This window comes from Intrasporangium mesophilum, assembly GCF_054783095.1.
Map to the genome: position 1 here is coordinate 153515 of NZ_BAAGRF010000029.1, position 23899 is coordinate 177413.

The 23899-nt window shown below is 70.4% G+C and carries 21 protein-coding genes; 5 read left to right on the top strand and 16 right to left on the bottom strand.

Going from position 1 to position 23899, the window contains the following annotated elements; all coding sequences use genetic code 11:
• Positions 1-27: 27 nt before the first annotated feature.
• The 4 genes from ACYVLP_RS20600 to ACYVLP_RS20615 all read right to left on the bottom strand — a co-directional run bounded on the left by ACYVLP_RS20600 (position 28) and on the right by ACYVLP_RS20615 (position 5712).
• On the bottom strand, positions 28-2598 hold the full coding sequence (locus tag ACYVLP_RS20600; RefSeq protein WP_460629187.1) for a polynucleotide kinase-phosphatase: 2571 nt from the start codon (positions 2596-2598) through the stop codon (positions 28-30).
• The gene (locus ACYVLP_RS20605; protein WP_460629188.1) at positions 2595-4181 is read right to left on the bottom strand and encodes a 3' terminal RNA ribose 2'-O-methyltransferase Hen1; all 1587 of its coding nucleotides are present in this window, start codon (positions 4179-4181) and stop codon (positions 2595-2597) included. Before ACYVLP_RS20605 ends, ACYVLP_RS20600 begins: the two co-directional genes overlap by 4 nt.
• Positions 4182-4253: 72 nt before the next feature.
• Entirely contained in the window at positions 4254-5222 is a 969-nt protein-coding gene (locus tag ACYVLP_RS20610) for a M56 family metallopeptidase (RefSeq protein ID WP_460629189.1), read from the bottom strand.
• Between the two features lie 13 nt (positions 5223-5235).
• Positions 5236-5712 (bottom strand): BlaI/MecI/CopY family transcriptional regulator, encoded by a 477-nt coding sequence (locus tag ACYVLP_RS20615; protein WP_460629190.1) that lies wholly within the window; start codon positions 5710-5712, stop codon positions 5236-5238.
• 138 nt (positions 5713-5850) lie between these two features.
• Here ACYVLP_RS20615 and ACYVLP_RS20620 point away from each other — a divergent pair, with 138 nt between their 5' ends.
• From ACYVLP_RS20620 to ACYVLP_RS20630, 3 genes are read left to right on the top strand one after another with little or no spacing between them, the layout of a single operon-like run.
• Positions 5851-6612 carry a DedA family protein gene (locus tag ACYVLP_RS20620; RefSeq protein ID WP_460629191.1) on the top strand — a complete coding sequence of 254 codons (762 nt, stop codon included), beginning with the start codon at positions 5851-5853 and terminating at the stop codon, positions 6610-6612.
• Between the two features lie 8 nt (positions 6613-6620).
• Entirely contained in the window at positions 6621-7226 is a 606-nt protein-coding gene (locus ACYVLP_RS20625) for a phosphatase PAP2 family protein (RefSeq protein ID WP_460629192.1), read from the top strand.
• 5 nt (positions 7227-7231) lie between these two features.
• The gene (locus tag ACYVLP_RS20630; RefSeq protein ID WP_460629193.1) at positions 7232-7861 is read left to right on the top strand and encodes a DedA family protein; all 630 of its coding nucleotides are present in this window, start codon (positions 7232-7234) and stop codon (positions 7859-7861) included.
• A 33-nt stretch (positions 7862-7894) separates the two neighbouring features.
• Here the strand turns inward: ACYVLP_RS20630 and ACYVLP_RS20635 are convergent, their stop codons facing one another.
• Positions 7895-9835: a heavy metal translocating P-type ATPase gene (locus tag ACYVLP_RS20635; RefSeq protein WP_460629194.1), complete on the bottom strand. Its 1941-nt coding sequence runs from the start codon at positions 9833-9835 to the stop codon at positions 7895-7897.
• Positions 9836-9874: 39 nt separating this feature from the next.
• Here ACYVLP_RS20635 and ACYVLP_RS20640 point away from each other — a divergent pair, with 39 nt between their 5' ends.
• Positions 9875-10120, top strand: coding sequence for a hypothetical protein (locus tag ACYVLP_RS20640; RefSeq protein WP_460629195.1), 246 nt, complete (start codon positions 9875-9877; stop codon positions 10118-10120).
• A gap of 176 nt (positions 10121-10296) precedes the next feature.
• Here the strand turns inward: ACYVLP_RS20640 and ACYVLP_RS20645 are convergent, their stop codons facing one another.
• The 6 genes from ACYVLP_RS20645 to ACYVLP_RS20670 form a co-directional block, all read right to left on the bottom strand.
• Positions 10297-13233, bottom strand: a complete 2937-nt coding sequence (locus ACYVLP_RS20645; RefSeq protein ID WP_460629196.1) for a vitamin B12-dependent ribonucleotide reductase — start codon at positions 13231-13233, stop codon at positions 10297-10299.
• A gap of 170 nt (positions 13234-13403) precedes the next feature.
• Entirely contained in the window at positions 13404-13901 is a 498-nt protein-coding gene (nrdR, locus tag ACYVLP_RS20650; protein WP_460629197.1) for a transcriptional regulator NrdR, read from the bottom strand.
• A 488-nt stretch (positions 13902-14389) separates the two neighbouring features.
• Complete coding sequence (locus ACYVLP_RS20655) at positions 14390-14803, bottom strand: cyclic nucleotide-binding domain-containing protein (protein WP_460629198.1); 414 nt, start codon at positions 14801-14803, stop codon at positions 14390-14392.
• A gap of 95 nt (positions 14804-14898) precedes the next feature.
• On the bottom strand, positions 14899-16695 hold the full coding sequence (locus tag ACYVLP_RS20660; protein ID WP_460629199.1) for an alpha/beta hydrolase: 1797 nt from the start codon (positions 16693-16695) through the stop codon (positions 14899-14901).
• Positions 16692-17030: a hypothetical protein gene (locus ACYVLP_RS20665; RefSeq protein ID WP_460629200.1), complete on the bottom strand. Its 339-nt coding sequence runs from the start codon at positions 17028-17030 to the stop codon at positions 16692-16694. Before ACYVLP_RS20665 ends, ACYVLP_RS20660 begins: the two co-directional genes overlap by 4 nt.
• A 387-nt stretch (positions 17031-17417) precedes the next feature.
• Positions 17418-17840 (bottom strand): LysM peptidoglycan-binding domain-containing protein, encoded by a 423-nt coding sequence (locus ACYVLP_RS20670; RefSeq protein WP_460629201.1) that lies wholly within the window; start codon positions 17838-17840, stop codon positions 17418-17420.
• Positions 17841-18087: 247 nt separating this feature from the next.
• Between ACYVLP_RS20670 and lexA the strand changes: the two genes are divergently transcribed.
• On the top strand, positions 18088-18795 hold the full coding sequence (gene lexA / locus ACYVLP_RS20675) for a transcriptional repressor LexA (RefSeq protein WP_460629202.1): 708 nt from the start codon (positions 18088-18090) through the stop codon (positions 18793-18795).
• Positions 18796-18806: 11 nt separating this feature from the next.
• On the opposite strand, the gene ACYVLP_RS20680 is transcribed toward lexA, so the two are convergent.
• The 5 genes from ACYVLP_RS20680 to ACYVLP_RS20700 form a co-directional block, all read right to left on the bottom strand.
• On the bottom strand, positions 18807-19844 hold the full coding sequence (locus ACYVLP_RS20680; protein ID WP_460629203.1) for a phosphotransferase: 1038 nt from the start codon (positions 19842-19844) through the stop codon (positions 18807-18809).
• The gene (locus ACYVLP_RS20685; RefSeq protein WP_460629204.1) at positions 19834-20736 is read right to left on the bottom strand and encodes a Sir2 family NAD-dependent protein deacetylase; all 903 of its coding nucleotides are present in this window, start codon (positions 20734-20736) and stop codon (positions 19834-19836) included. The genes ACYVLP_RS20680 and ACYVLP_RS20685 overlap by 11 nt, the downstream gene beginning before the upstream one ends.
• Before the next feature lie 68 nt (positions 20737-20804).
• Complete coding sequence (locus tag ACYVLP_RS20690) at positions 20805-21206, bottom strand: hypothetical protein (RefSeq protein WP_460629205.1); 402 nt, start codon at positions 21204-21206, stop codon at positions 20805-20807.
• Positions 21203-23035, bottom strand: coding sequence for an alkaline phosphatase family protein (locus tag ACYVLP_RS20695; RefSeq protein ID WP_460629206.1), 1833 nt, complete (start codon positions 23033-23035; stop codon positions 21203-21205). The genes ACYVLP_RS20690 and ACYVLP_RS20695 overlap by 4 nt, the downstream gene beginning before the upstream one ends.
• Positions 23032-23832: a CDP-alcohol phosphatidyltransferase family protein gene (locus ACYVLP_RS20700; protein ID WP_460629207.1), complete on the bottom strand. Its 801-nt coding sequence runs from the start codon at positions 23830-23832 to the stop codon at positions 23032-23034. The genes ACYVLP_RS20695 and ACYVLP_RS20700 overlap by 4 nt, the downstream gene beginning before the upstream one ends.
• Between the last annotated feature and the right edge of the window lie 67 nt (positions 23833-23899).

Consider the following 23899-nt stretch of genomic DNA (forward strand, 5'->3'; position numbering starts at 1 on the left):
CACCGACGGAGTATGCCGCCGGCCCGCCTACAGCCGTGGGTCGGCGGGCTCCGACTCCATCGCGAGCACCGCGAAGACGGCCTCGTGGACGCGCCACAGGGGCTCGCCACGCACGAACCGGTCGAGCGACTCGAGACCGAGCGCGTACTCCCGTAGGGCGAGCGACCGTTTCAGCCCGAGGTTGCGCTCACGCAGGCGCTCGAGGTTGGCCGGTTCGGTGTACTCGGGGCCGTAGATGATGCGGAGGTACTCGCGGCCACGGACCTTGAGCCCAGGCTGGGCCAGGCCCTTGGCGGTGCGGACGAGGTTCGCGAGCGGCTTGACGACCATGCCCTCCCCGCCGGCGTCGGTCAGGTCGTGCCACCAACGAGTCCCGTCGCTGCGGGAGCCTTCGTCTGCGAGGTCGACGACCATCCGCCGAGTCGAGCGCCAGAGGTCAGGATCTGCTGCCACCAGCCGGTCCGCCACGTCCAGATGCCAGAGGTGGTCATGCTCGACACCGACTCCGCCCTCCCACGCGAGGAGCTGGAACGGGGCGAACGAGACGCCCTCGAGGCCGTGGGTCGGCCAGACATACCGACCGTACGCCTCGACGTATCGCCGCACGTCGTCCTCACGTCGACGGGTACGGTCGAGCAGCTCCACGACCTGCAGGCCGCGGCTGGCGGCGCCACCCAGAGCCTCGAGAGCGATGGGCAGCGACGATCCGGCCGCTGCGCCGACAGCGGCATACTGCTGCCTCAGCAGCGCACCGGCCTTGAGCGACCACGGCAGCACCTCGGCATCGACCACGACCCAGGACGTGCCGAGCTCGTCCCAGACGCCTGCTGCGTCCATCGCCCGCCCCAGGCGGGACAGCAGCACCTCGGTGGTCGGCCGGTCGAACAGCGCCCGCCCGGTGCGCGAGTAGACGGCGCCGGTCTCCCCCGGCCCCGCCCCGAAACGGCTTGCCGCCATTGCGGCGTCGCGCGTCAGCACGAGGACCGCACGCGAGCCCATGTGCTTCTCCTCGCAGACGACACGGTCCACGCCTGCCGCGATGTATGCCGCGAACGCCTCGTTCGGGTGCTCGAGCAGCCCCGGCTCGGTGGAGGTCGCGACGGGAGCCATCGTCGGCGGCAGATAGGGCACCCACCGGGGGTGCATCGCGAACCGGCTCATGACTTCGAGGGCGCCGGCGGCGTGGTCTCCGCGAACGCTGATGCGGCCATGGTGCGCCGTCTCGACGACGCGTCGTCCAAGGACATCGGACAGGTGCAGGTCGTCGTCAGAGCGGGTGGGCCCGCCGGCCGCTGCAGGGTCCACCGCCCCGGCGACGGGAAACGGCTTCGCCGGCTCGTACCACACTCGCTCCGCGGCGACCTGGACGACCTCGCGCTCGGGGTAGCGGAGCGCGGTCAGATGACCACCGAAGACGCAGCCGGTATCCAGGCACATCGTGTTGTTGACCCACTCGGGGTCGGGTGTCGGCGTGTGCCCGTAGAGGACCATCGCGGCGCCGCGGTAGTCCTGGGCCCAGGGGTACCGCACGGGTAGGCCGAACTCGTCGGTCTCCCCGGTCGTGTCGCCGTAGAGCGCGAACGAGCGCACCCGGCCGGAGGTACGGCCGTGGTAGGCCTCCTTCAGCCCGGCGTGAGCCACGACGAGGCGTCCGTCGTCGAGGACGAGGTGCGAGACGAGGTCGTAGCACCACTTCTCGACCTCGGTCCGGAACTCCTCCGACTCGCCGGCGAGCTGGGCCAGCGTGGTCTCGAGGCCGTGACTCACGGTGACCTTGTTGCCCCGCAGGGCCCTGACGAGCTTGTGCTCGTGGTTGCCCGGCACGGCCAGCGCGTGTCCAGCTCCGTGCATCCCCATGGCGAGGCGCAGCACACCGGGTGTGTCCGGTCCGCGGTCGACCAGGTCGCCCACGAAGACGACCTGTCGGCCCTGCGGGTGGTCTGCGTCGACGGGCCGGCCCTGGCCGTCTCGCGCAACGACGTACCCCAGCTCTTCGAGGAGCCCGACCAGCTCACCGAGGCAGCCGTGCACGTCGCCGATGACGTCGAACGGGCCGTGCTCGTGACGGAGGTCGTTGAGGAGCCGCTCCCTGACCACCTCGGCCGCCTCGACCTCCTCCACACCGCGTAGGACGTGCACCTTGCGAAAACCCTCGCGCTCCAGTCCGCGCAGCGAACGGCGGAGCTGGTCGTGGTGCCGCTGGACCACGCGGGCGCCGAAGTCGCGGTCGGGCCGCGAGCGGTTCCGATCCACGGCCACCGCCACCGGCACGTCCAAGACGATCGCGACGGGGAGCACGTCGTGCTCCTTGGCGATGTCGAGCAGCTGGCGGCGCGCGTCGCGCGCCACGTTCGTCGCGTCGACGACGGTCAGGCGCCCGCGGGCCAGCCGCCGCCCGACGATGTAGCCCAGGACGTCGAACGCGTCTTTCGAGGCTGACTGGTCGTTCTCGTCGTCGGCGACCATGCCGCGGCAGACGTCGCTCGAGACGATCTCGTAACGGCCGAAGTGCCGCGCCGCGAACGTCGACTTACCCGAGCCCGACGCCCCGACCAGGACGACGAGGCTCAGCTCGGGGACCGCGATCCGGCGTGTCATGTCGACACCCCCTCAGCAGCCGACCGGGGTGCGGTGCCGGCCCGCTCGGAGGGCGCGTCCGTCGGCGTGCCGGAGCCCGTCACGTCCACCCGCGAGAAGACCGCGAGCTGCGTCGGGCACCCATGGTCCGGGTGCTCTGGGCCGATGCCGCCCAGCTCGACGGCATACCCGAACGCATTCCCGACGTGACCCGCCCACGCCGCGAGCTCGGCGCGGGACCACTCGAAGCGGTGGTCGGGGTGGCGCCGGTCTCCGGCGGGCAGCGACGTGAACAGAACGTTGTAGTCGGCGTTCGGCGTCGTCAGCACGGCGTGCGCGGGCCGCGCGTGCCCGAAGACGGCCCTCGAGACATCCGGCAGCCGGTCCGGGTCGACGTGCTCGATGACCTCCATGAGCACGACCGCGTCGGCTCCTGCGATCTCCTGGTCGCGATAGGTGACCGACGACAGCCGGAGCCGGACCCTGGCCCGCTGGCTGTCGGGCAGTCGGTCCAGCCGCAGGCGCTTCTCCGCCTTGGCGAGCGCTCGCGACGACACGTCGATGCCGAGAACATCGGAGAAGGACGGATCGGCCACGAGATCGGCCAGCAGGGCGCCCTCACCACAGCCGAGGTCGACAACGCGTCGGGCCCCGAGCCGCCGCAGCGCCGACAGCACCGCCTCGCGGCGAAGGCGCACGAGCGGCACACCGGCGACGACGGCACCTGCCCGCGCGCCGGCTCCGGTGACTCCTTCGGCGCCGCCGAAGGAGTCTCCTGACCCATCGTCCGAGCCGTCCGCGGCTCGCCGATCGAGGCTGGGGTCAACGAGCGCACCATCACCGGCCGGCCGGTCGTCGATCTCCTCGAGACGCTCGGTGGCCTCGCGGGCCAGCGAGCTCTGGCGGGCCAGGTAGCGGTGAACGATGAGATCGCGCTCCGGGTGATCACCCAGCCAACCGCCACCCGTGCGGACCAGCTTGTCCACCTCGTCGGGGCTCACCCAGTAGTGCTTCGCGCCGTCGAGGACGGGCAGCAGGACGTACAGGTGCCCGAGCGCGTCCGCGAGCACCTGCTCGCCTCGCAGGGTCAGGTCCACGTACTCCGAGAGCCCCCACTCGGGTCGCGCCCGGTCGAGCGGGATCGGCCGCGCCTCGACGTCCCACCCGAGCGGCTCGAAGAGGGCCCTGACGAGGTCGGGCCCGCCGCGGCGGGCCGGCACTGCGGGCACCTTCACCTCCAGGGTCAGGCGGGCTCCTTCGAGATCGGGACGCGCCGAGCACCGGCCCTTCATGGCTGTGCCGAACACCCGACCCAGCGCGACAGCGAGCAGGGAGGACGCGGCATACGGCCTGTCGTTGACGTACTGCGCCAGAGCGAAGCCGTCCGCACCGAACCGCTTGTTGCGCACCAGGCCGACCGGGTCGACCTCGAGGAGCAGTGCGACCGAGCACCGCTGCGCCGTCGACTCCGGGTAGAACACGTGGGCGACACCGACCGAGGACTCGAAGGACTGCACTCGGTCTGGATGCTTGTGCAGCAGGAAGCCGAGGTCCGAGGCCACCGGAAACCCGGGTGCCGAGGTCGCGGTCAGTGTGAGCAGCACCGGCACATTGTGTCCGAGACCGGGCCCGAGGTCGCGGCAATTGTGGTGCGGTTCGTGGCTGCAGGGCGCCGTCTACGGCCGGGATCCGCAGGGCGACACGGCAAGAGCGACACACTCGGCATGGGCCTGCTCGAAATGGTCCTCCGCGGCGAGCCCGATCCCGAGCGCACTGAGGGCAGGCGACAGGGCCAGGCATGCGAGTGCGGCCGCAAGCAGCCATCGCGAGCGCGGCGGCGGCGCCAGCATCGCCCGCGCCCGAGCGACGACGGGTCCGCCGCTCATCTCGAGCACCGCGGTCCATCGGCTGCCCGGCCGCAGCGGCTTCGTGGACTTCGCAGCGGCGGCGTGCGCCAGCGCCTGCGCGACCAGCGTGCGGTCGCCCACCTCGCGAGCTGCGGACTCGTCGGCCCATCGCTCGACCGTGTCCCTCACGGTTGCCACGGCTGGGCGAAGGAGCGGGTTAGCGGCTGCTGCCAGCTCGCTGGCCTGGATGTACAGCTGGTGATGGCCCCTCACGTGGGCGTCCTCATGAGCGAGCAGCACGCGTCGCTGCGCAGGGGTGAGAGCCCGCAGCATCCCCGTCGACACCACGGCGCGACCCGGCAGGCCTGGCAGACCCTGGACGGCGAAGGCGTCGGGCCGCTCGTCGTCCAGCACGACCAGGCGGTCAGCCCCCGGCAGACGGTGGCAAGCCAGTCCGGCGTCGGCCATGGACCGGCCGGCGACCACGAAGCGCCGCAGCGCGGCGACCGCGAGCCACCCGACCAGGACCGCCGCCGCGACGCCGAGCCACAGGGGTGGTGCGCCCACGCCCACGTCGGGCGACCACATGGCGGCCCGTGACACGGCTGGGACGGCAGCGGCCGCGACGAAGGCCGCGACCGCGAGGGCGAATCCGGTCGCGATGGCGGTGAGCAGCGCCGCGGTCGTCAGGATGGGCACCGCGACGGCGGGTGGCAACAGGGTCGCGACACGCTTCGACACGTGAGCCAGCAGGACCCCGGCAAGCAGCGGTGTCAGCCAGAGCAGCGACGTCGTCACCGCGCGCCCTCCCTCAGACCTGCCGCGGATCGCCGGGCGGCGGCGGGGTCGGGCGGATACCGGAACCTGACGCGGTTGCGTCGGCGTCGTTCGCGCCACCGGTCAGCAGGCTGGCCAGCAGTGCCCCGTCCTCGGTGGACAGGTCCGCGACGAAGCGGGCGAGCACCCCGGCGCGGTCAGACTCGCCCTCGAGGAGACGGTGCATGCGATGGGCGGCCATGGAGGCGTCGACGTCCTCGACCGGGGTCGCCAGCTCGTAGACGAAGGCACGGCCGCGTTTGTAGCGGCGCAGGACGCCCTTGTCGTGCAGCCGCACGAGGGTCGTCATCACCGTCGTGTAGGCGAGGTCAGGGCCCAGCTCGGCGTGCACGTCGCCCGTCGAGACCGGCGTCGCCGAGGCGGCTACGGCCGCGAGAACGTCTCGCTCCAGTGCGCCGCGAGCACGCGACGCACGGTCACCGACTGCCATGAACTTGCCTTCCGTGGCCATAACTACTACAAAGATGATAGTAGTCAGAACTCGTCACGACCATCATGCACGTGAAGGGCGGGCCTGACCCAATCCCGTGCTCCGCGACCTGGCCGACCTCATGGCCCACGTCGCACCACCCCGAAGGAGACCCGCCCCATGCATGCCAATGCTGCGAGCTGGCTGGACCCGGCGACGCTCCTCACCCGGTTCGGCACCGCCTTCCTGTGGGTCAGCGTCGCGTTCGTCTTCATCGAGTGCGGCTTGCTGTTCCCGTTCCTGCCCGGGGACTCGCTGCTGTTCGCGATCGGGCTGTTCGTCTCCAACGGTCAGCTGCACCTGCCGCTCGGCGTGGTGCTGCCGGTGCTGTTCGTGGCAGCGATCGCCGGCAACGCGGCGGGGTACGAGATCGGCCGCGCCGCCGGCCCCGCGCTCTACCGCCGCGACGGCCGCTTCGTCAACGCCGAGCACCTGAACCGGTCGCATGCGTTCTTCGAACGCCACGGCAGCAAGGCCCTGGTGCTCGGCCGCTTCGTGCCCATCGTGCGCACCTTCATCACCGTCGTCGCCGGAGCCAGCCGGATGAGCCGGCGCCACTTCCTGACGTGGTCGGCCGTCGGGGCGGCGGTCTGGGTCACGGCTCTCACGCTGCTCGGCTACTACCTCGGCCGCGTGTTTCCTGGACTTCAGAGCCGCATCGACCTGGTCGTGGTCGGACTCGTCGTGCTGTCCGTCGTCCCGGTGGCCATCGAGTGGCTGCGCCACCGCCGCCGCGTATCCACATCACGGGCGACCCGGTCGACGATGAGCTCCGCGGCCGGACCGGTCTCCGCCGACACCTCGACCTTCGACTCATCGCCCACCACCCGTGAGGCAGCCTCCAGCCCGGCGCCGCTGCGCCACGACGAAGGACAATGGTGACAAGCCCCATGGACCTGAACGAGAACCTCTTCGCCTCGATCAACGACTTCGCCCGCGCGACGCCGTGGCTGCAGGGCGTCGTGACCGCCTTCGCCACGTACGGCGTGGTCCTCTTCGGGGCTCTGATCCTGCTCGCCGTGTGGCGTGCCAGGCATGCCCCCCACGCCCGGCTCGCCGCGGCTGCCTGGGCCGGCGTCGCGACTCTCCTCGCCGTGGCGCTGAACCAGCCCATCGTCTCCCTCGTGGCCGAGCGACGCCCCTTCATGGTCCACCCGGACGCCCTCGTGCTCGTCGCCCGCAGCACCGACTGGTCATTCCCCTCCGACCACTCCGTCATGGCCGGTGCGTGCGCGGTCGGTCTGCTCATCGCGGCGCGACGCCTCGGCGTGATCGCAGCCGTGGCAGCCGTCCTCATGGCCGCCGCACGCGTCTACGTCGGCGCGCACTACCCGCAGGACGTCGTGGCCGGCCTCCTCTTCGGTGCTCTCGTGGCGGGGCTCGGCTGGTACGCACTGCGCGTGCCCCTCACGCTGCTCACCGCGAGGCTGCGGCGCGTCCCGCAGATCGACGCGTGGTGCGCACCTCGCCCTGAACACCCCCGTCCCAGCGTCTGAACACCATGCTCGGCGACCTCCTGGACAAGATCCTCAACGCTCCCGCACCGTGGGTGCTGGCTGTCGCCGGGGCGATCGTCTTCGCCGAGGACGCGCTCTTCGTCGGTTTCGTCCTGCCCGGGGAGACCGTGGCCATCCTGGGCGGAGTTGCCGCGAACCGCGGCCACGTCGCGCTGCCGGCCGTCCTGGCGGTCGTGATCGTCGCTGCGGTCGTCGGAGACTCGGTCGGCTTCGAGGTCGGCCGACATCTGGGACCGAGGATCCTGGGTCTGCGCGTGCTTTCACGCCATGGGAGCCGCATCGACGATGCTCGAGCGTTCCTCACCCGCAGGGGTGGCTGGGCCGTGTTGCTCGGCCGCTGGATCGCGTTCTTCAGGGCGGTCATGCCCGCCCTCGCGGGCACGTCCGACATGAGGTACCGGACCTTCCTGACGTTCAACGTCGCGGGCGGCGTGCTCTGGGGCACCGCCGTCGTCCTTGCCGGGTATATCGCCGGTGCGTCCTACACCGCCGTCGAGCAGGCCCTCGGCAAGGACGCCGCCATCATCGTGCTCGGGCTGGCCGTGGTCGCGCTGGTCATCTGGCAGCTGCGACGACGGCGAGCCGAGAGGGTGACCGCCCAGCCCGATGAGTGAGCCGCCGCGCTGGAGTGTGCGTTGCGCAACTGGTCATCCGCCGAGGACTGCTCGGGCGCTCGTGGCCGGGTCGAGGTCGAGGCGGCGGAGCAGCTGTGCGTTGAGCGCGACGACGACGGTTGACAGCGACATGAGGATGGCGCCGACCGACATCGGCATGACGAACCCGACCGGTGCGAGCACGCCTGCAGCAAGGGGCACCGAGATGAGGTTGTACCCCGCAGCCCACCACAGGTTCTGCTTCATCTTGCGATAGCTCGCACGCGACAGCTGGATGACCGACAGCACCGAACGCGGGTCGTCGCTGACGAGGATGACGCCCGCCGAGGCGATGGCCACATCCGTGCCGGCCCCGATGGCCAGTCCGACGTCCGCCTGCGCCAACGCCGGCGCATCGTTGACGCCGTCGCCGACCATGGCGACCGTGAGCCCCTCCTGCTGCAGCTGGCGGACACGGGCGGCCTTGTCCTCCGGTCGAACTCCCGCGAAGTATCGTTCGATCCCCAGCTCGCCGGCCACCGAGGCGGCCACGGCTTCCGCGTCGCCGGTGATCATCACGACCTGGATGCCCAGTCGCCGCAGGGCCGCGACCGCCTCGCGAGACTCGGGTCGGACCTCGTCGGCGAGAGCCAGGCCCCCGAGGACGTGGCCGTCGCGCACGACGTGCAGGATCGTCGCGCCCTCGCGCTGCCACTGCTCGGCCTCGGGAACCTCGTCGAGGCCGAGCTGCTCGAGCAGGCGAGGGCCTCCGACGTGCACTTCGGCACCGTCGACCGTCGCCGTGACGCCAACCGCGGGCGAGGAGCTGAAGTCGTATGCCGTCGGCACCGTGAGCTCGCGGCCCGCCGCGGCGCGAACGACGGCCCGGGCGAGCGGGTGCTCGCTGTCGGCCTCCGCAGCTGCCGCTACGGCGAGCAGGACGTCTGTCCCGACGCCGTCGGCGGTGGCGATGTGAGCGACAGTCGGCTCGCCCTTGGTCAGGGTGCCGGTCTTGTCGAAGAGCACCGCGTCGACCACACGCATCTGCTCCAGGGCGAGCCGGTCCTTGACGAGGACCCCTCCGCGCGCGGCGCGCTCCGTGGCGATCGACACCACGAGCGGGATGGCAAGGCCCAGGGCGTGAGGGCACGCGATGACCAGGACCGTGATGGTCCGCACGACTGCCTCGTCGGGCTGTCCGATGACGGTCCAGACGATCGCCGTCAGCAGGCCCGAGCCGAGAGCGAACCAGAACAGCCAGCCCGCTGCCACGTCGGCGATCCGCTGCGCGCGAGAGGTCGAGGCCTGCGCCTCGGCGACCAGGCGCTGGATCCCCGCGAGGGCGGTGTCGTCACCGGTGGCGGTCACCTCGACCCGAAGGCCCGAGTCGGTCGCCACCGTGCCCGCAGTCACCGGGTCGCCGACGGTCCGGGTGACGGTGCGGGACTCCCCTGTGATCATCGACTCGTCCATCGCTGCACGACCGTCGACGACCCGCCCGTCCGCGGGGACACTTCCACCTGGACGGACGAGGACGACATCCCCACGGCGCAGCTCGGACTGCGCAACCGTGACCACCGCGCCGGCCTCGATCCGTTCCGCCTCGTCGGGCAGGAGCGCGGCGAGGGAGTCGAGTGCGGACGTCGTCTGGGCGAGCGACCGCATCTCGATCCAGTGACCGAGCAGCATGATGACGATGAGCAGGGCCAGCTCCCACCAGAAGTCGAGCTGGTGGTGCAGGAGGCCCAGGCTGGCGCCCCACGACGCGACGAACGCGACGGTGATCGCGAGCGCGATGAGCAGCATCATCCCCGGTTGACGGGACCGGATCTCCGACACGGCTCCCGTGAGGAACGGCCGGCCGCCCCACACGTACATGACGGTGCCCAGGATCGGCGACACCCACTCGACCCAGCCACCGTGCGGCAGGTCGTAGCCAAGAAGCATCGCGAAGGTGCTGGACAGGGCCACCGTCGGCACCGCCAGCACCAGCATCAGCCAGAAGAGCCGACGGAACTGACCGACGTGGTCGCCATGGCCGCCATGGCCGGCGTGGGCCTCGTGACCGGCGTGGGCCTCGTGACCGGCGTGGGCCTCGTGACCGGCGTGGGCCTCGTGACCGGCGTGGGCCTCGTGACCGGCGTGGGCCTCGTGACCGGCGTGGGCCTCGTGACCGGCGTGGGCCTCGTGGCCGCCGTGGTGGTGCTGCTCGACATCGATGCTGGGATCGTGCTGGTCGCCGGCAAAGGTCTCAGTGTGTCCGGGCTCGGTGGTCGGTGACATGGCGTCCTCTCCTGAGTCGCTTCCAACATACCCCCACAGGGTATGTATCGCGCAACCAGGACGACGCCGCGCGCATTCCCGGAACGCACACTGGGGCGGCACCTTTCCTAGGTGCCGCCCCAGTCGTCGCTAGGTCAGCCGGCCGACCGTGATGACCTTTCGTCCAACGACTCTCAGCTGCAGCCGCTCGTGCTTCCGCAGCCCTCGCAGACGTAGCACGATCCGGCCGGGCGCATCTTCGTCCCGCAGGTCAGGCAGATCGGTGCGTCGGCGGACTGGCCGGAGAACTTCTCCAAGAGCTCCGCCGACGAGTGGACCTCGCCGGACACCTCGCGAGCCGACGCGGCACCCGCGCCGAACTTGATCTCGACCTGTCCGGCCTGCTCCGCCTTGGCCTCGGGCTTCGGGTCCGCCTTCGGCTCAGGCTTCTTCGTCACCGGCGTCGACTGCTGCAGGGAGGCAAGCTCCTCCGCCAGCTCTTCGCCGTCGTCGGAGTCGTCGGACTCGATCGCCTCGTACGAGCCGGTCTCGACCTGGCGCGCCCGCTCGGCCGCGGTGTGGATGCCCATGAACGACCGGGTGTCGAAGTCGAGGTAGTCCAGAGCAAGCCGCCGGAAGACGTAGTCCATGAGCGACTGCGCCATCCGCACGTCCGGGTCGTCGGTCATGCCGGCCGGCTCGAACCGCAGGTTCGTGAACTTCTCGACGAACGTCTCGAGCGGCACGCCGTACTGCAGACCGACGGAGACTGCGATCGAGAACGCGTCCATCACGCCGGCAAGGGTCGAGCCCTGCTTGCCGAACTTCAGGAAGATCTCGCCGAGCTGCCCGTCGTCGTACGTGCCGGCCGTGAGGTAGCCCTCGGCACCGCCGACGGCGAACGACGTCGTCTGCGAGGTGCGCCGCTTGGGCAGCCGCCGACGGACGGGGCGGTACTCGATGACCTTCTCGACCTTCACCTCGGCGGCCGCGTCGCCCGACGCCTTGGCCTCCTTGGCCGTGGACCCCGCATCGGACAGCGGCTGGCCGACCTTGCAGTTGTCGCGGTAGACCGCGAGCGCCTTCAGGCCGAGCTTCCAGCCCTGCAGGTAGACATCCTCGATCTCCTCGACCGTCGCCGACTCGGGGAGGTTGACCGTCTTGCTGATGGCGCCGGAGAGGAACGGCTGCGTCGCAGCCATCATCCGCACGTGGCCCATCGGGGAGATGGCGCGCGCGCCCATGGCGGTGTCGAAGACCTCGTAGTGCTCGGGCTTGAGCCCAGGGGCGTCGATGACGTGCCCCTTGTCGGCGATGTACTCGACGATCGCCTCGATCTGCTCCTGCTGGTATCCGAGCTTCTTCAGCGCCCGCGGGATCGTGAGGTTGACGATCTGCATCGAGCCGCCGCCCACGAGCTTCTTGAACTTCACCAGGGAGAAGTCCGGCTCGATACCGGTGGTGTCGCAGTCCATCATGAAGCCGATGGTCCCGGTGGGCGCCAGCACCGAAGCCTGGGCGTTGCGGTACCCGTTCTTCTCACCGAGCTTGACGACGTCGTCCCACGCCTTCGTCGCGAGCTTGTGGACGGACAGGTCCATCGCGTCCAGCGTCCTGATGCTGTCGTTGGCCGCCTGGTGCTTGCGCATGACCCGCTTGTGGGCATCGGCATTGCGCGCGTACCCGGCATACGGCCCGACGACCGCGGCCAGCTCCGCGGAGCGCTTGTAGGCCACGCCGGTGAGCAGCGAGGTGATGGCCGCGGCGAGCGACCGGCCACCCTCCGAGTCGTACCCGTGACCGGTGGCCATGAGCAGCGCGCCGAGGTTGGCGTAGCCGATGCCGAGCTGGCGGTAGTTGCGCGTGGTCTCCCCGATCGGCTCGGTCGGGAAGTCCGCGAAGCAGATCGAGATGTCCATCGCCGTGATGACGAGCTCGACGACCTTCTGGAACGTCACAGCGTCGAACGTCTCGTCATCGCGCAGGAACTTCAGCAGGTTGAGCGAGGCGAGGTTGCACGAGCTGTTGTCCAGCGACATGTACTCCGAGCAGGGGTTGGACGCGGTGATGCGACCGGTCTCGGGGTTGGTGTGCCAGGCGTTGATGGTGTCGTCGTACTGCAGGCCCGGGTCGGCGCACTCCCACGCGGCCTTGGCGATCTTCTCGAAGAGCGTACGGGCGTCGACCTTCTCGATGACCTCACCGGTGAGTCGGGAGCGCAGGCCGAACTCGGCGCCGTCCTCGACGGCACGCATGAACTCGTCGGTGACCCGGACCGAGTTGTTGGCGTTCTGGTACTGCACGGACACGATGTCCTTGCCGCCGAGGTCCATGTCGAAGCCGGCGTCGCGCAGCGCGCGGATCTTGTCCTCCTCACGCGCCTTGGTCTCGACGAACTCCTCGATGTCGGGGTGGTCGACGTCGAGGACGACCATCTTGGCGGCGCGGCGGGTGGCTCCGCCGGACTTGATCGTGCCGGCTGACGCGTCGGCGCCCCGCATGAAGGACACCGGGCCGGAGGCCGTTCCACCGGAGGAGAGCAGCTCCTTGGAGGACCGGATGCGCGAGAGGTTGAGGCCCGCGCCGGAACCGCCCTGGAAGATCTTTCCCTCCTCTTTGTACCAGTTGAGGATGGAGTCCATCGAGTCGTCGACCGAGAGGATGAAGCAGGCCGAGACCTGCTGCGGTGACTTGGTGCCGACGTTGAACCACACCGGCGAGTTGAACGAGAACACCTGGTGCACCAGGGCCCAGGTCAGCTCGTGCTCGAAGACCTCCGCATCGGCCGGGGTCGCGAAGTAGCCGTGCTGCTTGCCTGCCGCCACGTAGGTCAGCACGACGCGGTCGACGAGCTGGCGCAACGACGACTCGCGGGCGTCCGTGCCGACCGCGCCGCGGAAGTACTTCGTCGTGACGATCGTGCTGGCGTTGATCGACCAGAAGTCGGGGAACTCGACCCCGTGCTGCTCGAAGATCGTCTCGCCCGTCTTCCAGTTCGTCTGGACGACGTCGCGCTTCTCCCACGTCACCTCGTCGTACGGGTGCACGCCGGGCGTGGTGTAGATGCGCTCGATCTTGACGCCCTTGGCGCCAGCCTTCGAGCGAGAGGTGCGGTTACCGATCTCCGTCATGTCGTACGGCCTCCCTGACCGTGGTGGCCCCGTCGCGGAGCCGCGTACCTGTTCGTCTTCGTCTCTGTGCTCTCTGCCAGTCTCTCGCCGGGGTCTGACAGTCCCCACTGCCGCACGGCCAGCCCGGGCTCGCCCAGGTTCCTTGCGACGGCGACTTCGTGGAGGGGTGGTTACCGCTTCGCGCCGATCTCGGGCCGAGCACCTGGCTCCTGCCCGAGCGCGTCACGTTCGGCTCGAAGGAGCGCGATGGCTCCTTCGAAGTCCTCGAGGCTCTCCCACGCCTGGTAGACGCTGGCGAACCTCAGGAAAGCGACCTCGTCGAGCTCGCGGAGCGGCTCGAGGACGGCCATGCCGACCTCGTGCGCCTCGATCTCGGCGTTTCCTTGCGACCGGATGGTCTCCTCGACCCGCTGGGCGAGCAGGGCCAGGTCGTCCTCGGTGACGGGGCGGCCCTGACAGGCCTTGCGCACGCCCGAGAGCACCTTGGCTCGGCTGAACGGCTCCGAGGCACCGGACCGCTTGATGACGTTGAGGCTCGAGGTCTCGAGCGTCGTGAAGCGGCGGTTGCACTCGGGGCACTGCCGACGACGGCGGATGCAGGTCCCGTCGTCAGTGGTGCGCGAGTCGATGACCCGCGAGTCGGTGTGGCGGCAGAACGGACAGTGCACGTGCCGTCACCCCCTTCCCTACCGGTCGTCCCACAGTGCAGTCGTCCAACATCGCCCAAGCCGCCCGTATGCCGTCCCGCGGCCCCCATGGGCCGCACCGTCTCGGCCGGGTTCGTGGACCGGCCGAGACCGTGGACCGGCCTCCTGGGGATGACGCTGGGGACGACGTGGGGATGACCTGTGTGTAACCCCGGTTGGGCTGGGGACTACATGTGGATGTCTTACATCGATGTAACTACTAGATGTAGGGGTAACTGTAGGCCTGTCGTCGCCCGCCTCGCAAGCATCTCCGGCGTCTGCGGCGTGCCACCCCGCTGACCTGCACAAACGCCACACCAGTCCCATTCGTCCCGGCGTGTCGCGAGACGCGAACCCCAGATGTGGGGGTCATAGTGCGGCCTGACTCCCCCATCTGCGTTTCCGGGCCGGACGTCCGCGGGCATGACAGACCGCCCGGGCTCAACAGCCGCCCGGGCGCTCCCGACGGATCAGAGCCGGTTCGCCTCGAGCGCGCGGACCCGGCCCGCGAGGCCCTTGAGCAGAAGCAGGGCCGTGTGCGGGTGCTCCTCGATCAGGTCGGAGAAGGCGACTGCCGAGAGCCGGAAGGCGGTGGCACCCTCGGGACCGCTCGTGACCGTGGCCGACCGCGTCGCGCCGTCGATGAGCGACATCTCGCCGAAGTAGTCCCCCCGCGCGAGCTGCCCCACCTGATGGCCGTCGACGCTGACCGCGGCGCTGCCGCCGATGATGAGGTACATCCCCGTGCTGTTGTCTCCCTGGGTGACCATCTCGACCCCGGGACCGACCTCGACGGTCGAGCCGCGCGCGATCATCTCGTCGACCAGGTCGTCGGGCAGCTCACAGAAGAGCTCGACCGCGCAGAGCGATTCCTTGAGACTCATCCGTCTCTCCTCCTGTCCGCCACGTTGAGGCGCTGCCCCAGACGGTAGACCTCGCAGCCCGCGAACGGGAGGGCAATGACCCCAAAGGGGGCCTCTCAACGTTCGGGGACCAGCACCGGCCACCGCATCGGGTCGAACGGCCCCGAGCCGGGCCCGATCGTGGTGCACGCTCGCTCGTCGCTGCTCTCAGGGGAGAGCAGGTCATGCCGACCGGCAAGGACGGCCACGAGGTTGCGGGCGCTGTCGGTGCCGTCGCGCATGTAGTCCGAATGGCCGACCGCGGTCCGCCGCAGGTCGACGAAGTCGGACCGTGGCCGCAGCCAGTGGTTGCACCCCGAGCCGGGCTTCTCGAGGGCGAACGTCGAGAGCCGAGTCGCCCCAAGAACGTCAGCGGCCTTGGTGCCGTGGACGATCCAGCCGTAGTCAGCGACATCGTCGCCGATCGCGTGCAGGACGTTGAGAGCGCCCGGCTTCAGGCCAGTCTCTGCCACGCTGGAGAAGGGCAGCCCAGGGGCACCGAAGACCGCCACGTCGTCGATCGCGCTCGTGCGCAGCACCGCGAAACCGGCGAGCACCGCACCGTACGAGTGCGCCCAGACGACCTGGTGGGCGGGTCGGTCCCGCGCCGCGTCGAGTCCGGTGACAAAGTCGGCCAGCGCGTCGGCATTGTCGCGGGCGAGCTTGGCGTTCAGTACGTTACGGTCGATCGAGGTGACGATCTCGCCGACCTGGGGCGCGTTGTACCCCATCCAGGTCACGGCCGCGACGTCGTCCCCGCGTGCGACCGTCAGCGCCTGCGCCCGCAGCCGCTTGAGGTCGTCGTCGTACCGGCGAAGGTCCCCTCGGGCCGTCGTGGACAGCCCACCGACGTAGGTGACGACGTGGCGGGCCCGGTCCGGGTCACCCAGCGCGACCACGGCCTTGACGTTGGTGTCGGTCGCATCGACGAGGAGCAGCCGTCGCTGCACGCCGTCGCGCCGGCTGAGCACCTCTCTGATGGCCCGAAGATCCTCGAGCCGGTCGTGGGCCCGCGTCCGCTCGCTCCCGTTCCACAGAGGGGCGCCCTCGTCTGCTCGGCGCGCCCCATCCTGGGCATCTCGCTCCGCCCGAGCGAGCAGGACCAGATTGGCGGCGTGGCGATCCGAGGCCGGGATCCCGTCTCGCGGACCCACCCACTCGGGATGATCGGCGATGACGCGACCACACTCCTCGTCCGTCAGCGACCGCCACCAGGCCGAGGATGCGTAGACGCTCCTGGCGTCACGCCCCAGCGGCGGGGGTGGCACCACCGTAAGCACACCGGTGCCCGACATCACGGACGCGCCAGGGGGGCCGCTCTGCGTCCCTGGTGTCTGTCGCATCCAGGGCGTGCTCGCTGGGCTCTCCAGCGCTGCTGCCAGCAGGCCCTGCGCCAGCTGGAGGTCGGTCAGCGCCGCGACGCGCACCGCCTCGGATAGGGCGGCCGTGACCTCCGCGCGCATCAGCTCGTCCTCGCGCGCCACGTGGGCGTCGAGCACGGGATCGCCCGACGTGCCACGCACGGGGAGGAAGATCTGCCCCTCGTGGTCGACCCATGCGCCCGCCGCGGCTGCTCGGCGGTCGGCCTGGTGGACCAGCTCGGCCGCCGCCGCGAGCCGTAGAGCCGCGTGGCTCAGTGCCTGACCGCTTGCCCCGATGCTGGCTGCGAGCCCGGCCAGCCTGCCGACGACCAGGGCCGACCGGTTGGTCGCGGCGGCCGACGCAAGGCCGGACCACCGGCGTTCCTGTTGGCCGCCGAGCAGGACCGTCTGGACGATCTGGCGCACCTGCTCGCGCTGCTCCTCCAGCCGGCGGCTCGTGGCCGAGAGCAGCTCGGGCCGGCTGGACCTGATGGCACCCACACTGATCGTCATGGGCCACCAACCCGTCCTCGGTCGGCCACAGCCCCTCGGTCGGCCACCACGCGGTCGGCCACGGCACGCCCCACAGCCCGCTCGACCGCGTCGTACGACTCGGCGGCCGCGACGAGCTCGCCGCCCAGGCTTCGCAGCATCCACCTCGTGTCGGACACCCGCGACTCCCAGACCGAGGCGAGCCGTGCCGCGGCGCCGGCCACGCGGCCTCCGGGCAGACCCGTCGCGACCGAGCCCATCACTGGCACGATGCCGAGCCGTTCGAGTCGCTGCAGCGCCAGGTCAAGGGCAGCGGCGCTGTCTTGCAGCGCGTCGGTGTCCACCGCATACCGCATACCTGCACTCCCTTCGTCGGAGCGAACAGGCTATGGAGGCAAGGGGATCGGTCGCATCGCGTCATCCACAGGGATGCGCACGGCGTAAGAGGCCGTCCACAGGGCGACGCACCATCGCCGGCGAGGAATGCCGTCTTGCTCAGTTCCGGGTCGAGCGAGCGCTCCGTCCCGCGCGTCAAACAGCCCGGCCCATCGTGTGACAGGCGGGGCGCGGCGCTCACTCAACACCGCCCAGGCATGGCAGAACGCCGCACCCCGATCTGGGGTGCGGCGTCCGGGCGAGAGCGGCGGGGTCGAAGCGCCGCTACCGCCAGCCGCTGAAGGTGGAGCCAACGCGGCTGCCATGGAGCCGGGCCTGTCACCAGAAGAGGGCCCGGCGGCGCGGCGTCAGGGCGTCGGGATGACGAGCCGCTGACCGATGTGGATCTGCGAGGTCGACAGGCTGTTGGCGAGCTGAAGCTCGACGATGCCGCTGGTGACCGGCAGGTCCGGCAGCTCCCGCGAGGCGATGCCCCACAGGGTCTGGCCCGGCTGCACGGTGATGACCCGCGGCTCGCTGACGGCGCCGGCGCGCTGGACGGCCGCTGCCACCCCGAGCACGGCAACAACGGCGGCGACGAGGAGCGCGATGACGAGCCGCCCGCGCCGGGTCAGACGAAGACGTGAGTGCGCCCTAGATGCCGGACCGAGCGCATCCGGACCGGTGGGCACGAGCACGAGATGGCCACGCCCGCGCGGGGACGGGAGCGGGTCGCACAGGGCCCCCTGAGCCTGCTGCCGGTGCGCTGCCTCGACGACGATGGCGCTCATGATGACCTCCCCTTGCTGCCGAACGAACAGGTGTTCGATAGAACGTCTGTACGAGTTGTAGCACGTCTGTTCGACGAAGTCGAGACACGCATCGAACAGGTGTTTGGCAACTGTGTTCGAACCTCGTACGCTGTTCTCACACCACCAACCACACCAGTCACCACTGACACTGGCCCTCACGAGCGCTCGAGCGGCGCTCACCGCAAGCCGGACATCGGGGTCTGACGAGCACGACGAAGGGGACATCATGGGCGTGACCGAGTTTCCCGACCGCGACAAGGGCGACGGGCTGACCGTGCGCCAGCGGCGTGTGCTCGAGGTCATCCGCAACTCCGTGGACCGGCGTGGATACCCGCCGAGCATGCGTGAGATCGGTGACGCGGTCGGCCTGGCCAGCCCGTCCAGCGTCTCGCACCAGCTCAACGCCCTCGTGACGAAGGGCTACGTCCGTCGCGACCCCAACCGTCCGCGCGCGATCGAGGTCGTCTCGCCCGACGCCCGCCCGTCGCAGCGCCGTGGCGACATCGACCTCAGCGTGCAGCGCCACGACCTCGAGACCGACAGCGGCGACTCGCGTCCCCAGGCGGCATACGTCCCGGTCCTGGGTCGGATCGCCGCGGGAGTGCCGATCACTGCTGAGGAGCTCGTCGACGACGTCTTCCCGCTGCCGAAGCAGATTGTCGGCGAGGGCGAGCTCTTCCTGCTCAAGGTCGTCGGAGACTCGATGATCGACGCCGCGATCTGCGACGGCGACTGGGTCGTGGTGTCACGACAGCAGACAGCCGACAACGGCGACATCGTCGCGGCCCTGCTCGACAACGAGGCCACGGTCAAGACGTTCAAGCGCAAGGACGGCCACGTCTGGCTGCTCCCCCACAACCAGGCTTTCGAGCCGATCGACGGCGACGACGCGACGATCCTCGGCAAGGTCACCGCCGTCCTGCGCCGCGTCTGAGCCGTCACCGGTCAGCTCAGCGGCGGTTCCTCCTGCAGCGATGCCAGCCACCAGCTGGGCGAGTCACCGAAGTCGGCCAGCTCGGACGGCGTCATCGTCGCCACGACCCGAAGCCACGCCTCGACCCGACCCAGTCGCGCCAGCTGCAAGGCCGCCGGCAGGGCCGCCCGGAGCTCACCGACGGGCCGAAGGTCACCCCACACCTCCGTTGCGGCGTCCGCCACCCGGCGCAACCGTGGGTCATCCACCCCGGCCTCCAGCCGGCTCGACATCACCCGCAGGGGGATGAGCAGTGACCAGAGCGGGTTCGCGATCACGGCGTCTCCGAAGTCGAAGAAGCGCAGCTGCCCGTCTGTCGCAAAGACGTTGTGCTCGTGAAGGTCGTTGTGCACCAACGTGTCCGGTAGGTCGAGCGCCTCGACCTGGGCCGCCCAGCCACGGATCACAGGATCGAGTGCGCACACCGTGGCGGCCTCGTCCGCAGGCATCCGTCGAGGGTCACCGGCTGGCAGGCCCGCGAGCGACGCGGCCCGGGCGGTCACGTAGTCGGCAGCATCCGCCGTGCGGATTCTCGTGAGCCCGGCAGCGGCGAGCTCAGCCTCGCGCCCCAAGAGCTCGCGCTGCAGGTGCATCGCCTCGACGGCGACCGTGCACCATGCGTCGATGTCGTCCTCTGGCACCATTTCGGCATAGACCGGCCCTTGGTCGGGCACGAGGTGTAGGCCACGCTCGATGTCCGCCGCGGCCACCGGGACCACCCGATCCCCGGCCAGGCGGTCGAGCACGACGAGCAGGTGCGCCTCGAAGCTCTGGTGTGCGCAGTTCTGCTTGGCCCAGAACAGTCCGCCGTCGTCGGCCCGGGCGCGCCACACCGTAGACCAGGGTCGCTGGTGCACCGGCTCGAGGCCGACGAGCTCGTGCCCGAGAGATCCCAGCGCGCCTCCCACCCACGCCTGCAGCTCGGCCGCGAAGTCGGCGGACGTCCAGCGCTCGGACGGGCCGGGGCCCGACTCCGGCAGGGCGGCATACCACCGCGGGTCAGTGCTCAAGGGCACTCCAGAGGCGGCGCAGCGTGGGGCCGAGCCTCTCGTGGACTCTCGTGGTGGCCTGGGCGTCGCCACGGGTGGCCGACCGCGTGACGATCGCCACCGGTATGCCGCGTTGATGGGCATGCCGGACGAAGCGGTAGCCGCTCATGACCGACAACGAAGAACCGAGCACCAACACGGCACCTGCGTCGTCGACAAGTCGAAAACACCTGTCCACCAACGCCTTTGGCACGGACTCTCCGAAGAAGACGACGTCCGGCTTGACGGTGTCGTTGCCGCAGACCAGGCATCGGGGTGTGTGGAAGGAGTCGACCAGCTCGTCGGCGAGCACGATGTCGCCGTCGGGGCGCACCTGCTCGCCCCATTGGGACCCGACGCGTGCCGCGGCCTCGGAGAAGCGTGCCATGAAGCCGGGGTTGGCCTCGGTCATCCGCTCGTGCAGACCCAGCCGGGTCGTGATCTCCCCGCAGATGAGACAGACCGCACGCTCGAGCGACCCGTGCAGCTCGACGACGTCCCGGGCACCCGCGGCCTGGTGCAGACCGTCGACGTTCTGGGTGATGACGGGACCGACGTAGCCGGCCCGCTGAAGGTCGGTCACGACGCGATGACCGTCGTTGGGCTCCGCCGCCTTGAAGCGCTGCCACCCGATGTAGCTGCGCGCCCAGTACCGACGACGCGCCTCGCTCGACCCCTTGAACTCCCCGAAAGTCATCGGCTGGACGCGTCGCGTGCCGTCGGGTCCGCGGTAGTCGGGGATCCCTGACTCGGTGGAGAGCCCCGCACCGGACAGGACGAGGACCCCGCCCCCCGAGACGAGGTCGACGAGGTCGTCGAACGTCCCGAGGTCGACAGGCTCCGGGAGCACCCGGTTGACACTCAGCGACCGCACTCGGACAGCCTACGTGGCGCCTCGTGCGGCCCTGGGGTCCTCGGACTGCAACAGCCCGGCCGAGCGGGTCAGGCCGCGTGGCGTCCGCGCGTCTGCGCCCCCTGCGCCGGCGCCCTGGCGCCGCCGAGCTCGCCGACGAGCAGGACACCACCGACGACGATGCAGACGACCTCCGCCGCCGCGGCGGTGAACACGTCCCACCCCTGCCACGTCGTGTGCACACCGAGCAGCCCGACGGTCGCCGCGATGGTGAAGGCGCCCAGGGTCGCCACGCCGAACCCGAGGGTGAGGAACGCCGGGATCCAGTGCGTCCACCGCACGAGCAGGACGGCGATCACGACGCCCGCCACGACGTTGATGAGGAACATCGGCCCCACCGACTGGTTGCGCACACCGTTGAACCACAGGTACAGGTGCACCGCTGCGGACACGAGCAGTGCTGCTGCACCGAGATATCGGAGGCTTCTCATGATGTTCCCATCGTCCGGGTCGCACCGCGACGACGTGTGACGTCACGGCGTTGGACTACCTGCCGAGGAAGACGAGCCGCGGGGCTCGACGGTTCAGTGACCGGTGTCGGTTGTGTGCTCGAGGCGGGTGCCGCCATGGCGTTGGCCGAGGTGGAGCCGAAGGCTGTGAGGAACCGGTCCCGGAACCGGTCCATCGGCCAGACCGGAGCGTCCGGCCCGGGCCGCACCCCCGACGCCCAGCCCCAGGAGGAGATCCGGTCGAGCACAGAGGGGTCGCGAGAGATGATCGAGACCGGCACGTCGTGGCTCGCTCCGTCACCCGAGACGATGCTCACGGGCTGATGGTCGCCGAGGACGACAGCAACGAGGTTGCGGTCACGCGTCCTCTCGAGGAACGACACGACGCTGCGGAGCGAGTAGGCGATGCTCTGCCCGTATGCCGTCCGCACGCCGGCGGGGGTCTGCCAGACCACCTCACGTGGTGTGGCCTTGCCGGCCTGCTGCCAGAAGATCGAGCCGTCGCCGATGGCGTTCCAGTCGACCAGCCGGGGCAGCGGTGCCCAGGGGATGTGGCTCGACACGAGGTCGATCTCGGCCATGACGGGCGGCCGGTCCCGAGGGGTCAGCTCGAGGCGGTCGAACGCCGCGAGGGTGAACTGGTCGGGCATCGGGGCGTAGCCCCAGCCCTCCCCGGCATATCCGAGGGTGCGCGAGTCGTAGACCTGGTCGTAGCCGTAGAAGGCCTTGCCCTCCGGCCAGTCGCTGCGGTTGGCAGGGATGACGTCGACGGTCCGCCAGCCGCCGCGGGCGAAGGCCCTGCTCAGGGTGAACCGCTGGGCGTCGAGGAGCTGGTCGTAGCGCTGCTGGCTGTTGACCCACAGACCGGACTGGAACGTGGAGTGCGCGAGCCAGCTGATGCCGCCGAAGGTCGGCGAGGTCAGCCAGGCGCTCGCCGACCCGTATCCCGCGCCTCTCAGCGCGCTGTTCCCGGCGTCGAGCGCGGCAGCCACGTCGGGCGACCTGTCGACCGCCACCTTGCCGTAGCTCTCGACGAACACGAACACGACATCCTTGCCGCGCAGGGCCGTCAGCAGGTCCGGGCCTGCGGCGTCGTGGAACCGGTCGACTGGAATGGCCCGGGCAAAGACCTCGCGGTCGTGCAGGTTGGCCCGCACCGTGCCGACCTCGTCGGCGACCAGTGCCGCCGCGCTCGAGGACGCCAGCGGCGAGCTCGGAACCAGGTGGAGGCTCAGGACCGCAGCCGCGACCCAGACGGCCGCGAGGGCCGCCGCCACGCGAACAGCGCCGGCGCGATGGCGGTCGACGACGGTCCCGAGGCGCACCATCGCCAGCGGCGTGAGGACGAGCAGAGCGAGGACAAGCAGGCCGATCCCCGCGGTCGCGAGCACCGCGACACCAGCGCCGGCCGAGTCGCCGAGGAGGTCTTTCGCGGAGCCGGCATACCGCCAGTCGGTCACGGGGTTGAAGCGACGGTAGAGCGCTGCCAGGAAGGCCAGGTCGAGGATCCGCACCAGGACGAGCAGCCCGAGGACGACACCCACGACCACTTCGAGCCAGCGTCGTGGTGCTCGCGGCAGGACGAGCACGAGTCCGATCAGCACGATCCCCTCGACGGGAACCCGAAGGAAGGCCAACGGAGTCAGCGGTCTGCCGCCCTCAGGCGCAACGAGCGCGAACCAGACGAGCAGACCGGCAAGGACCGTCGCGACCCAGCGCACAACGGTCCTGGCGCGCGCCGGCCCGGCTGCTGGGGAGGCCAGCTCGGCCGCGCCAGGCTCTGGTGCTTCCGCAGGCGTCACGTCCGTCATGAGGCCTTCACCTGGGCAGCGGCCAGGGCGGCGCCCGGTGCGATGTCGTGCGCGACGTCGTGCGCGACGTCCGGCGCCCCGACCTGGACATCGTCGACCGCATGGTGCGACCGGGTCCGCCACAGGGTGGCGACCTGCGTGCCGAAAGAGGCAGCGAGGAGGCCGAGACCGGTCAGGAGCACCAGAGCGTTGCCGGTCGGAGCCAGTACCCCGGCAGCAGCGACCGTGAGTACGACACCCTGGACGCCTGCCACGGCCTTGCGCCAGCGCCTCGGGGGGATCGGCCGGGCCAGCCACGGAGCCAGCCACGCTGCGACGAGCAGGGCGTACCTGGCCGCGCCGCCCAGCAGGACCCACCAGCCGAGCTGCTGGGACACGAACACACTCAGCACGAGGATGAGGAACGCGTCCGACTCCATGTCGAAACGCGCGCCGAGTGGGCTGACGGTCCCGGTGCGCCGGGCAACTCGGCCGTCCACCGCATCGAGGACGAGTGCCAGCGCGGCGAGCCCGACGAGAGTCCCGACAGGAGGCGGCGCATCGAACGCGTCGGCGGTGAGGGCAGCCACTGCGCACGCCAGCACGGCGCGGGTCAGCGTGATGCGGTCTGCCGGGCCCAGCCGAGGCTGGGACCGGTGGATGAGGCCGGCTGCCAGCAGCAGACACAGTGCGACGCTGGAGGCGAGCCCTACAGTCCAACCCGCCGTGCCGAGACCCACGGTTGCGTGGAGCGTGCCGAGGAGGCCTGCGGCGCCGATGAAGCCGATCACCGCCCCGCCGGGGACTACCGCACGCATCCTGCCTCCGCCACTTCGGGATTTGCACCAAGGACGACGAGCCCGGTGCCGGAGTTCACCCGGGCTC